Below are 11,386 nucleotides of genomic sequence, written 5' to 3' on the forward strand. Positions count from 1 at the left end.
TCTTCAAGGCCATAGAGCGATCGATGGGCTCTTACTGCTTTCATCGATGCTCCGTAATGCATTGGCTTGCTGCCAAGCACCCGGAAGCACCCACAAAAATCACTTGTTATTCTGTTAAAGATCAGGCTTCTGGGCTTCCGCGTCTCGCGTCAGGCCCGTCAGCAGGGAGGCGAATTATAGAGGACTTTCATCCCCTGTCAACTCTTTCCGATAAACCCCGAAAGCGCCGACTCCTTTTTCCTTCCCAACCCCCGCAACGGTGGCCGCTGCGAGGGGGCGAATTATAGGGCAGCCGCACACACCGTCAAGGGGATTTCGAAAGAATTCTCGAAGACCGCGGCGCTTTCCCAGAAATGCTCAAAAAATGGTCACTTTCGTCAAAACGGCAGGAAGCGACCGGTGCGGGCGACATAGTCCTGGTACGGCTTGCCGAGCTCCTTTTTCAATCCCGCTTCCTCGAAGTGCACGCCGACGACGATGTAGATCGACATGCCGACGCTGAAAAGGAGATGGCTCACGGTCATCTCCGGCGTCGCCCATAACGCGATGAACAGTCCCAGCATCATCGGATGGCGGACCCAGCGGTAGAACAGGTGCTCCTTGAAGGCGACTGCGCTGTAGTTGCGGCGCAGCAAGTTCAGCCAGACCTGACGCAGGCCGAACAGATCGAAATGGTTGGTCAGGAAGGTCGAGATCAGCACGATCAGCCAGCCGACCGCAGCCAACATGTACAGCGCCGTCGACAGCATCGGTTCACGAATCTGCCAGACCACGCCCGGCAGCGGTTCCCAGAACAGGTAGGTCAGGATCAGGACGACGTTCGTCGCCAGCACGTAACTGCTCCGCTCGATCACGTGCGGCACGAATTGCGTCAGCCTCCTTTTGAACCAGGGTCGCGCCATGACGCTGTGTTGAACGCCGAACAGCGTGATCAGGCCGATGTCGACGAACAACGCTGTCGCGACCGGCCCCGGTAGGCCGCTGTTGACCGATTTCAACACACCGACATCGTTCAGGAAGCCGATCAAATAGACGAACACGGCAAAAAACAGCCCGTAGCAGGCCACGCCGTAGGCAAACGACAAATAGCGGTTCACGGATTCGGCTCCGGGATGACGTTGCGAAGGATCGACACGCGTTGATCGCGTTGCCGCGACCCGCGATTAAACGACTGTCTTGGCTGCCCGGCAAGCCATGCTGGCTGGCGGCGAGCAGCACGTCATCCGCAAGCCGCCGATCCTCGCATCGACGGTCGGCAACGCCGGGTTCCACCACGGCAGCCGCGTTCAACGGCTCTTTCATCAGCCGTTGCTGAGCCGCGCCGACAAGGCGCAGGCCGAGTCCGACTCGGCAGCGTCCGCTCGGGCAGGCAACTGCGCGTCTCGATCGCGATCCTTCATTCATGCAGGGATCGAAGGTCGGCTGGCCGCTCATTTCTGTGATTGACGCGATCTTCGCAGACGGTGCCCGCCGGGCCCAGTCTTCAAGCAAGCCACGTCGCCGCAAGAGCCGCCCGCGCCCAGCGGGCGGCTCTTGCGGAGACTATCGACCGTGATCAGCGCTTTCGGGTGGTCTGCAGATGCGGAAACTTCGCCTGCTTCCAGGCTTCGATCGCATCCAGCTTCGGCGTGCTTGCGCCATCACTCGTCGCCACAACGGCGCCGTCGGTCACGACCCGCTCGGGTTGCCTGGCCGCTCGCCAAGCTTCGTTCGAATCCACCATCGGCTTGCTGCCAGCCGGTTCCGGCGAGGGCACGGCCTTGTCCGTGGTCGGATAAAGCCAGTGCTGCTTGGTTTTGAGCCAGTCGGTGGCCATGGCGTTGGGAGTTGCAAGGGCTGCGGCAAGCGCGGCGATCGTGAGAAGTTTCCAGTTGGACATGAGATGTACCTCGTCTTGAACGAATAAGGAACAGACCTCTCCCTGCAGTGATGGCCGGGCAGCCATCGGGCTAGTGGGAAGGGCGTGGAGCGATGGGTTGGGGAGCGATGGCAAAGCCATCGGGCGCAGGGCCGCCGCCAAACGCGGCAGCCGGACGCCAGATCAACCGCGACTCAAATCCGGAGACGCGCGGTGACGAGGAAGGTGCTTGATCCCGGCGACGCCGCGGACGGCATGCGTGCGCGGAAGCGGAGCAACGCCGGCGGACGGTAATGCCGCAGCGCCGAAACGAGCGGCGACGGCCAGGCGGCCGGCGGATCGCTCGCTTGCGGATGGGTCAGCTCGGCGACCAGATCGTCCAGATCATCCGTCTGCCTCGCGGTGCGACTGGCGAGGTCCAGCGCAACCTCGCAGCCCGAGCCGCGGTCTTGCGGCGCATCGCCATGACCGTCAGCGATCGCAGCGTGCAGCTTGCAGGGTTCTGCCGTTCCCAAGGCGCCGGGTTCGCAGGCGTACGCCACCCTCAGCTGCATCAGCAGCCCGAGCACGACGACGGCAATGGCGAGAAGCTTCTTCATGGTGCAGTACACGCACAGTTTCAGTGCATTGACTGCCGATGGCAACAGAAGTTCCGGAAATTTCGACTGTCGATCGAACTTAATGATGCAAAAACAAAGCTTTGACGCATCCTCGACAAACGCGCACAGTCATGAGCCCTTGCCCGAAGCGCACCGATTTAGTGCAAAGCACGTGCCCGTCAGCGCATGAAGACGCGATCGATCAGCGCAACCTGCCTGCCGCGCGGGCCAGATCGGTGATGCCCGCCCAGTCGCCGGCTGCGATCATCGCGGGCGGGGCCAGCCACGAACCGCCGACACAGGCGACATTCGGCAAGGCCAGATAGCCGTGCGCGCTCGCGGCGTCGATGCCGCCGGTGGGGCAGAACAGCACGTCGGAGAACACCGAGCCCAGCGCCTTCAGCAGCGGAATGCCGCCCGCGGGCGCTGCCGGGAACAGCTTCAGCGCCCGGAATCCCGCATCGCGCGCCGCCAGCACTTCGCTGGGCGTCATCGTGCCCGGCAGGAATGGCAGGCCGGACTTGCGAACCGCATCGAGCAGAGCCGGCGTTGCCGCCGGGCTGACACCGAACTGCGCCCCGGCCGTGATCGCGGCAAGCAGGTCCTCGCTGGTCGTGACGGTGCCGACGCCGACGATCGCTTCCGGCACGGCCGCCCGAATGGCGCGCACGGAGTCCAGTGCCACCGGCGTCCGCAGGGTCACTTCCAGCACACGGATCCCGCCACCGATCAGGGCCCGGGCCAGCGGCACGGCATCGCGCAGCTCATTCAGGACGATGACCGGCATCACCGGCCCGGCTTTCAGGATGTCGACGATCTGCATGTTCCGCGGGTGCTCCACTGGTGCGTTCTGGTTACGGCGATCAGCCAACGTGGCGAACGAAAAACGTGCTGGACCGGACCTCAGCGTATCTGCAGATCGAAGCCGCTGCGCACGCCCGCCACGGCGTCGCCGACGATCATCGCGCCGTGCTCGGCGTTGCTGACCTGCGACCGCGCCGTCGCGAACAGTTCGCGGCCACAGCCGCTGTCGTTGGCGGACAGATCGGCTTCCGCCGGTTGCCGTGCGAGCCACTCCGCTTCCGGAACCAGCGCCTGCAGCAGGCCTTGCTCGGCGTCGAGCCGGATCACATCGCCATCGCGCACCCTGGCCAGTTCGCCACCGGCCAGACACTCCGGCGACACGTGAATCGCGGCCGGCACCTTGCCGGACGCGCCACTCATCCGGCCATCGGTGACCAGCGCGACATGAAACCCTTCATCCTGCAGCACGCCCAGCGCCGGCGTCAGCTTGTGCAGCTCCGGCATGCCGTTCGCGCGCGGGCCCTGAAAACGGACCACGGCGACGAAATCGCGCTTCAGCTCGCCGCGCTTGAAGGCCGCCAGCATCGCTTCCTGCGAATCGAACACCTGCGCCGGCGCTTCGACGATGCGATGTTCCGGCTTCACGGCCGACACCTTGATCACGGCGCGGCCCAGATTGCCGGTCAGCCGGCGCAGGCCACCATCGGCGCTGAACGGATGCGACGCCGGGCGCAGCACGGATTCATCGAGCGACGCCGCCGGCGCCGGCCGCCAGGCCAACGCGCCATCGGGATCGAGAAAGGGCGCTTCGGCATACGCGTCGAGGCCGCGACCGGCGACGGTCTGGACGTCGCCGTGCAGCAGGCCGGCCGCCAGCAGCTCGCGAATCAGAAAGCCCATGCCGCCGGCGGCGTGAAAGTGATTCACGTCGGCCTTGCCGTTCGGATAGATGCGCGCCAGCAGCGGCACGACGGCGGAGAGATCGGAGAAATCGTCCCAGTCGATGACGATGCCGGCCGCGCGCGCCATCGCGATCAGGTGGATCGTGTGATTGGTCGACCCGCCGGTGGCATGCAGGCCGACGATGCCGTTGACGATGGCCCGCTCGTCGATGACCTCGGCCAGCGGCAAACGGGCGTCGCCCAGCGCGGTGATCGCGGCCACACGCTTGCCGGCGGCGGCCGTCAGGGCATCGCGCAGCGGCGTGTTCGGGTTGACGAAAGCCGCGCCGGGCAGATGCAAGCCCATGATTTCCATCAGCATCTGATTGGAATTGGCAGTGCCGTAGAAGGTGCAGGTGCCCGGCGCGTGATAGCTCTGCGCTTCCGATTCCAGCAGCGCCTCGCGGCCGACCTTGCCCTGCGCGAACAGCTGCCGGGTCTTGGCCTTGTCATCGTTCGAGATGCCCGACGGCATCGGCCCGCCCGGCACGAAGATCACCGGCAAGTGACCGAAGCTCAGAGCGCCGATCAGCAGGCCCGGCACGATCTTGTCGCAGACGCCGAGCATCAGCGCCGCGTCGAAGGTGTTGTGGCTCAGTGCGATCGCGGTCGACATCGCAATCACGTCGCGCGAGAACAGGCTCAGCTCCATGCCGGGCTCGCCCTGCGTCACGCCATCGCACATCGCCGGGACGCCGCCGGCGAACTGCGCCACGGCGAACGCTTCCCGCGCCGCCTGCTTGATGATCGCCGGGAAGCGCTCGAGCGGCTGATGGGCCGACAGCATGTCGTTGTAGGCCGAGACGATGCCGATGTTCGGCCAGCGGCCGGCGCGCAGTTGCTGCTTGTCGCCGGCGTCGGACGCGGCGAAGGCATGCGCGAGGTTGGTGCAGCCGAGCCGACCGCGCGCCGTGCCGGCGAGATGCGCGGCGTCGATCTTCTTCAGGTAGGCGGTGCGGGAAGCGGCGCTGCGGGCCCGGATTCGGGACGTGACGGCGGCGACTACGGGATGCAAGGCCATGAAAACTCCGGCGATGGGGCCACCTGTGCGCGTCCGGACGGGACACTGGCAAGAAAACCGCTAGCCAATGACCGCGACATCGAGCAGGCACGATAGCATTGCAAGAACGGTGCAAAACGCAGTTCGAGAACCTCACGCCATGGCCCAACCGCAGTGCTTTGACCTTGTCTTCTTCGGCGGCACCGGCGACCTCGCCCTGCGCAAGCTGTTGCCCGCCTTGTATTATCGGCATCGAGATACAATCGATTGCACGGGCTGGCGAATCATAGCCGTATCGCGTCAGGCCCTCGATACCGCGGCCTATGTCGCGATGGTTCACGATGCCTGCCAGCGCTTCGTGCCGGCCAAGGATTTCGACGAAGCGGTCTGGCAGAAATTCGCCACGCGGCTCGAATATCTGGCGATCGACGCAACACAGGCCGCCGATTACGGGAAGCTCTCCGCCGCCCTCGCCGACTCGGCCGATCGCATCCGCGTGTTCTATCTGTCGACCGCGGCCAGCCTGTTCGCCGGCATCTGCAACCACCTCGCGAGCGCCGGGCTGGTCACGCCGCTGTCGCGCGTGGTGCTGGAGAAGCCGCTCGGCTTCAGTCTGGATTCGGCGACGGCGATCAACGAATCGGTCGCCAGAATCTTCACCGAGAAGCAGATCTTCCGGATCGACCATTACCTCGGCAAGGAAACGGTCCAGAACCTGATCGCGCTGCGCTTCGGCAATTCGATCTTCGAGCCGATGTGGCACCGCGCCAGCGTGCGCGATGTGCAGATCACGCTGGCCGAGACCGTCGGCGTCGGCGATCGCGGCGAGTACTACGACCGCTACGGCGCGCTGCGCGACATGGTGCAGAACCATGCGCTGCAACTGCTCTGCATCCTGGCGATGGAGCCGCCGTCGAGCATCAACCCCGACGAGATCCGCGACGAAAAGCTCAAGGTGCTCCGTGCCTTGCGGCCGTTCACGCCGGAGGACGTGCGCAACAAGATCGTCCGCGGCCAGTACCGGGCCGGCGCGATCGAAGGCAAGGCGGTGCCCGGCTATCTCGACGAAACCGGCATTCCGGATGGCTCGACCACCGAAACCTTCGTCTCGATGCGCGTCGATGTCGACAACTGGCGCTGGGCGCGCGTGCCGTTCTACCTGCGCACCGGCAAGCGCATGCAGGAGCGGATGTCGGAGATCGTCATCAACTTCCGCGCCGTGCCGCACGCGATCCTGCCCGGCAACGATGCCGGCAACGTCAACCGGCTCGTGATCCGCCTGCAGCCGGACGAAGGCATCGAACTGCACGTGCTGGCGAAGGTGCCGGGTGCCGACATGCGGGTGAAGCCGGTCAAGCTCGACCTCGACTTCGCCGAAACCTTCAAGACCCGGCAATGGGACGCCTACGAGCGCCTGCTGATGGATGTGATCGGCGGCAATCTGACCCTGTTCATGCGCCGCGACGAACTCGACGAGGCCTGGCGCTGGATCGACCCGATCCACGCCGCGTGGGCCGCGCAGGGCGATGCCCCGAAGGGCTACAGCGCCGGCACCTGGGGGCCGACCGCATCGAGCGCGCTGATCGTCCGCGATGGCTTGAGCTGGAAGGAAGAAAGCTGAGATGGCGCTGTTCGAACGGACGCTGGCCGATGGCGATGCCCTGCCCGCAGCCGTCGCCGCGTCCGTCGCCGACGATCTTCGTGCGGCCATCGCGCAGCGCAGTCAGGCATCGCTTGTCGTCTCCGGCGGTCGCAGCCCGGTCCCGTTCTTCGCCGCGCTGCGCCGGGCGGATGTCGACTGGTCGAGGGTCTGGATCACACTGGCCGACGAGCGCTGGGTGCCGCCGTCGGCTGCGGATTCCAACGAACGCCTGCTGCGCGAGCATCTGCTGATCGATGGTGCGGCGGCCGCGCGCTTCATCGGCCTGAAATCGGCATTCGATACGCCCGAAACCGGCCTCGCGGCCACCCGCGCGGCATTGGCGGCGATTCCGCGGCCGTTCGATGTCGTGGTGCTCGGCATGGGCGAAGACGGCCACACCGCGTCGCTGTTTCCGGGCGCGGCAGGCTTGGCGCAGGCGCTGGACGTGGCGAACGCGGACGTCGTGGCCGCGATCACGCCGCTGACCGCGCCGCATCCACGGATCACGCTGACCCTGGCAGCGCTGCTCGATGCCCGGCGCATCGTGCTGCCGCTGTCGGGTGCGGCAAAGCTCGCCGTGTATCGCGCCGCGGTCGCCGCGGATGGCGATCCGTTGCTACGGCCGATCGCGGCGGTGCTGCAGCAGCGCCGGGTGCCGGTCGAGGTCTGGATCGTCGACCCGGCCGTCGTCTGAATTCGTTGTCCGTCCGTACCGAGCACGAGCAACGAATTCCCGCGGGCGCCGGAATCCCGGAGGCAGCGGGCCGCATTGACTATATATTCACATCATGCGCTGGCCAAAGACCGCACTGACTGCCCTCGGCATCGCCCTCATCGCGTTGATCGCGGTGCTCGCGTTCAACACCGCACGACTGCCGGGCATGCCAGGCGCTCGACCGGCCGCGCCCCGCTTGCCGCTCGATGAAAAGGCACTGGCCGAACGGCTCGCGGCTGCGATCCGCATCCCGACGGTCTCGTTCGAGGACAAGTCGCAGATCGATCTGGCGACATTCGAACGAATGGCCGCGCTGCTGGAGACGAACTACCCGAACGCGCATCGGGTCATGACCCGCGAAGTGATCAACGGCCACAGCCTGCTGTTCACCTGGCCGGGCAAGGACCCGGTCGCTGGCCCGGCGCTGTTCCTGGCCCACATGGACGTGGTGCCGGTCGAGCCCGGCACCGAATCGCTGTGGCTGCAGCCGGCGTTTTCCGGTGCGGTTTCCAATGGTTACGTCTGGGGCCGCGGCACGCTGGACGACAAGGTCTCGGTCATCGGCCTGATGGAAGCCGCGGAATCGCTGGCCGCCAGCGGCTGGCAACCGGCCCGTACCGTGCTGTTCGCGTTCGGGCACGACGAGGAGATCAGCGGCCTCGACGGTGCGGCGAAGATCGCCGAAACCCTGAAGGCGCGGGGCGTGAAGGCCACCGTGCTGCTCGATGAGGGCGGCGCGATCACCATCGGCCTGATGCCCGGCGTCAAGCGCCCGGTCGCCGCGATCATGGCCGCGGAAAAGGGCTATGCCTCGTTCAAGCTGACGGCGAAGGCGATCGGCGGTCATTCGTCGACGCCGCCGCCGGATACCGCCGCCAGCAGCCTCGCCCGCGCCATCGTGCGCCTGCAGGATCACCCGATGCCGGCGCGCATCGCGCCGCCGGTGGATGTGATGCTGGAACGCGCCGCGCCCGCAATGAGCCTGCGCAACCGGGTGGTGATCGCCAACCGCTGGCTGTTCGAACCACTGCTGCTGCAGCTGCTGCGCGGCGAACCGGTGACCAATGCGCTGATCCGCACCACGACGGCCCCGACGATCCTGCGCGCCGGCGTCAAGGACAACGTGCTGCCGGCGGAAGCGACCGCCGTGATCAACTTCCGGCTGCTGCCGGGCGACAGCGTGGCGGATGTCGAACGGCACATTCGCAGCGTGATCGGCGACGATGCGATCACGATCACGCAGGAAGCCGGTTTCGGCAATCCGGCCTCGCCGGTGTCCGACGCCAGCGCCCCGGCCTTCCGGCACCTCGGGAACGCCGTGCTCGACGTGTTTCCCGATGCGCTGGTCAGCACCGGCCTCGTCGTTGGCGCCACCGACGCCCGGCATTACGCCGGGCTGTACGACAACCGCTACAACTTCCTGCCGGTGCCGCTGGTGGCAGCGGACCTGAACCGCATCCACGGCGCCAACGAGCGCATCGCCATCGGTGATTTCGCCAACGCCGTGCGCTGGTATCGCCGGGTGCTCGAAACGCTGGAGTGACGGACGCGCCACCAGTCAAAAGGCGCTGCGATCCGGATCGAATCGCAGCGCCTTCAGCCTCTCCGTCAGACCGGGTTCCCAGGCGCCTCGCGGTCAGCAGAGGCTGATGCGGGAGCCTGACGATCAGCCGACGCTGATTCGGTGTCCTGACGATCAGCCGACGCTGATCGTGGATCCGTCGTACTTGGTGATCGTGAATCGCGAACCGGCGCCGGGCTCCTTGAACAGCTTCTGGTTGTCCTTGAGGATGCTGATCGACACCGCCTCGCCCAGCCGCTGCGCTTCGGTGGCGTCCGTGCGCCAGTGCACGCCGCACATGTTGCGGGCCTGCGCGACATTGCTGCCGATCTTGTTCAGCTCGCCGCCGACCGTGAGGTCCGGAATGCTGTCGTCGACGATCAGGCTCAGGCCGTCATCGCTGGTGCGGTAATACGGCCGCGGCAGGATCGTGTTCTCGTCGAAGAAGGCCTTCAGCACCGTTACGCAGGCGCCGGCCACAGTGGCATGGCCGGAGCCATACGAGCAGTGGTTCGGCGAGCCTTCCGGGAAGCCCTGCGACAGCAGCCACGTGCCGCTGCCGCCATTCAGCGCGGCGTTGCGGGCCAGCACTTTCGGCAGCACCGTGGAACTGAACATCGAACCGTGGATCGGATAGTTGCGCGCGCCTTGACGCATCACTTCGAGCCGGCCGCCGAATTCTTCCGGCCGCAGGCGGCGATGCACGCACCACTTCTCGTTCCAGACGTGCTTCAGCGCCCGGGTCGAGACCTCAGCCATCAGCGCGAGGATGAACGGCCCTCCCAGCGTTCCGAACGCGACCTGCGTGCCGTTGAGGATGTTCGGGGTCGGCCCGTTGAAGGCGGCATCGTACGGACGCCCGGCACCGCCTTCGGGCTGGCGGCCGTACGGGTTGCCGGCGTCCCATGGCACGCCCAGCCCGAGCAGGATGTTCATCGCGTTGAAGTAGGCCTGGTAAAGCTGATCGATGTGCGCGAACTGGCACATCGTTCGGCTGCCGGAAATCCAGCGCGCCTGCGACTCCACCGTGATGCCGGGCGTGTTGACGCCGTTCTGCACCGCCAGCCAGGCCGGGAACGTGGTCATGTAGTCGACACCGGGCAGGCCGGCCTTCACGCGCTGGTCGATGAACTGAGCGCCGAACGGAATCGGCTTCAGGAAGAACTGCGACAGCCACGGCCCCACGGTCACGCCCGGGAATGGATCGCGGAACAGGGTCTGCGGCGTGACGATGCCGCCTTCCTTCGGGCCCTTGAAGGCGCTGCCGAAATTCGTGAGATCGGCCGCCGCGGCGGCGATCGTCGGGTCCGTGCTCCACTGGTTGAACGGAATGTCGCGGGTCAGCGCCATCCAGTACAGCTCGGCCATCTCGGCCGCTTCTTCCTTGCTGTCGAAGCTCGGCGCCGGCGGCAGCCCGAGGCGACCGACATCCGCGCCTTCCAGATCGAAGGCCATGCCGGCCTGCGGATTGACCAGACGCCGGCCGTTGCCGAGCGGGTTGTGCACGCCCACCGGCAGGGCATCGAAATCCGCCTGGCGGCCGCTGCGGATTGCGGCGACGAGCTGCGTGAACGCGTTGACGTCCGGCTCGCCGAGGCTGTTGTGCGGCAGCGATTTCGAGAAGCTGGCGATGCCGTTCGGCCAGCGCAGTTCGTCGCTGTTCGGCGTGCCGTTCCGCAGTTCGGCATCGCGATTGGCCTGCGCCGCGTCGACGCGCAGCTCGTAGGCTTTCTTCCGACGCTCGCTTGCCGTCAGCCCGCCGCTGACATCGCCGCCGCCGCCGCCACCGCCACCGCCACCGCCGCGACCGTCGTCGTCGGCCAGCACCGACTCGCTGGTCGCCATCGCGCCGGCGCCGAGCGCGATCGGCAATGCCGTCAAACCGCCCAGAAAGCGTCGGCGGCTGCCCGACGCCGGCCGGCCCTCGTCCTGCATCGCCCCGGCAACCGCTTGGTCCTGCGTGAATTCACCCTTTGTGCCCATGTCGTCATCCCCAGTGGTTCTTTGATGAACATCGGTTTCTGCTCGGCGCGCTGCCGGCAGCGACCGGACGATGGTCGTTGATCTGGATCAAGTCGAGAGGCGGAAAAATGCGCGGGCGAAATCCGCGACATGGTCGGCGACGAACGGACTATTTCGTGCCGACAGCCGGTAGCGCGGTCGCAAGTTGTCCCCAGCTCCGGCCGATGACACCATTTTCACAAGTAGGGATTTACGACAGCCGCGCAGCCGCGCGGGGCCACGGCAATGTGACGCGTTTCACAGG

10 protein-coding genes are annotated in these 11,386 nt (G+C 66.2%); 4 read left to right on the top strand and 6 right to left on the bottom strand.

The genetic code is table 11. The annotated features are described in order from the left end of the window. Positions 1-377: 377 nt before the first annotated feature. Positions 378-1,097: a methanethiol S-methyltransferase gene (gene mddA / locus QZ951_RS00485; protein ID WP_292997402.1), complete on the bottom strand. Its 720-nt coding sequence runs from the start codon at positions 1,095-1,097 to the stop codon at positions 378-380. Between the two features lie 79 nt (positions 1,098-1,176). Between mddA and QZ951_RS00490 the strand changes: the two genes are divergently transcribed. Beyond that, a complete protein-coding gene (locus QZ951_RS00490) occupies positions 1,177-1,446 on the top strand; it encodes a hypothetical protein (RefSeq protein WP_292997404.1) in 270 nt (89 codons plus the stop codon). A gap of 109 nt (positions 1,447-1,555) precedes the next feature. Here the strand turns inward: QZ951_RS00490 and QZ951_RS00495 are convergent, their stop codons facing one another. The 4 genes from QZ951_RS00495 to edd form a co-directional block, all read right to left on the bottom strand. After that, on the bottom strand, positions 1,556-1,879 hold the full coding sequence (locus tag QZ951_RS00495) for a hypothetical protein (RefSeq protein WP_292997406.1): 324 nt from the start codon (positions 1,877-1,879) through the stop codon (positions 1,556-1,558). Positions 1,880-2,052: 173 nt separating this feature from the next. Continuing rightward, a complete protein-coding gene (locus QZ951_RS00500) occupies positions 2,053-2,457 on the bottom strand; it encodes a hypothetical protein (RefSeq protein WP_292997408.1) in 405 nt (134 codons plus the stop codon). Between the two features lie 202 nt (positions 2,458-2,659). Beyond that, on the bottom strand, positions 2,660-3,280 hold the full coding sequence (eda, locus tag QZ951_RS00505; protein WP_292997410.1) for a bifunctional 4-hydroxy-2-oxoglutarate aldolase/2-dehydro-3-deoxy-phosphogluconate aldolase: 621 nt from the start codon (positions 3,278-3,280) through the stop codon (positions 2,660-2,662). An 80-nt stretch (positions 3,281-3,360) separates the two neighbouring features. Further along, the gene (edd, locus tag QZ951_RS00510) at positions 3,361-5,223 is read right to left on the bottom strand and encodes a phosphogluconate dehydratase (protein WP_292997411.1); all 1,863 of its coding nucleotides are present in this window, start codon (positions 5,221-5,223) and stop codon (positions 3,361-3,363) included. A 139-nt stretch (positions 5,224-5,362) separates the two neighbouring features. On the opposite strand from edd, the gene zwf reads away from it, so the two are divergent. The 3 genes from zwf to QZ951_RS00525 all read left to right on the top strand — a co-directional run bounded on the left by zwf (position 5,363) and on the right by QZ951_RS00525 (position 9,102). Beyond that, positions 5,363-6,823, top strand: a complete 1,461-nt coding sequence (gene zwf / locus QZ951_RS00515; protein ID WP_292997413.1) for a glucose-6-phosphate dehydrogenase — start codon at positions 5,363-5,365, stop codon at positions 6,821-6,823. 1 nt (position 6,824) lies between these two features. Continuing rightward, a complete protein-coding gene (gene pgl, locus QZ951_RS00520) occupies positions 6,825-7,538 on the top strand; it encodes a 6-phosphogluconolactonase (protein ID WP_292997415.1) in 714 nt (237 codons plus the stop codon). Between the two features lie 94 nt (positions 7,539-7,632). Further along, positions 7,633-9,102, top strand: a complete 1,470-nt coding sequence (locus QZ951_RS00525) for a M20 family peptidase (RefSeq protein WP_292997417.1) — start codon at positions 7,633-7,635, stop codon at positions 9,100-9,102. Positions 9,103-9,255: 153 nt separating this feature from the next. Here the strand turns inward: QZ951_RS00525 and QZ951_RS00530 are convergent, their stop codons facing one another. Then, positions 9,256-11,103 (bottom strand): vanadium-dependent haloperoxidase, encoded by a 1,848-nt coding sequence (locus QZ951_RS00530; protein ID WP_292997419.1) that lies wholly within the window; start codon positions 11,101-11,103, stop codon positions 9,256-9,258. Positions 11,104-11,386 lie beyond the last annotated feature (283 nt).

It is taken from the genome of Nevskia sp. (assembly GCF_021732705.1).
Taxonomy (GTDB): Bacteria; Pseudomonadota; Gammaproteobacteria; order Nevskiales; family Nevskiaceae; genus Nevskia.

Excerpts from the sequence above, each read along its gene's own strand:
- edd (WP_292997411.1), bottom strand. The coding sequence starts at position 5,223 with ATGGCCTTGCATCCCGTAGTCGCCGCCGTCACGTCCCGAATCCGGGCC.
- QZ951_RS00495 (WP_292997406.1), bottom strand. The coding sequence starts at position 1,879 with ATGTCCAACTGGAAACTTCTCACGATCGCCGCGCTTGCCGCAGCCCTT.
- pgl (WP_292997415.1), top strand. The coding sequence starts at position 6,825 with ATGGCGCTGTTCGAACGGACGCTGGCCGATGGCGATGCCCTGCCCGCA.
- QZ951_RS00525 (WP_292997417.1), top strand. The coding sequence starts at position 7,633 with ATGCGCTGGCCAAAGACCGCACTGACTGCCCTCGGCATCGCCCTCATC.
- eda (WP_292997410.1), bottom strand. The coding sequence starts at position 3,280 with ATGCAGATCGTCGACATCCTGAAAGCCGGGCCGGTGATGCCGGTCATC.
- zwf (WP_292997413.1), top strand. The coding sequence starts at position 5,363 with ATGGCCCAACCGCAGTGCTTTGACCTTGTCTTCTTCGGCGGCACCGGC.
- QZ951_RS00500 (WP_292997408.1), bottom strand. The coding sequence starts at position 2,457 with ATGAAGAAGCTTCTCGCCATTGCCGTCGTCGTGCTCGGGCTGCTGATG.
- QZ951_RS00530 (WP_292997419.1), bottom strand. The coding sequence starts at position 11,103 with ATGGGCACAAAGGGTGAATTCACGCAGGACCAAGCGGTTGCCGGGGCG.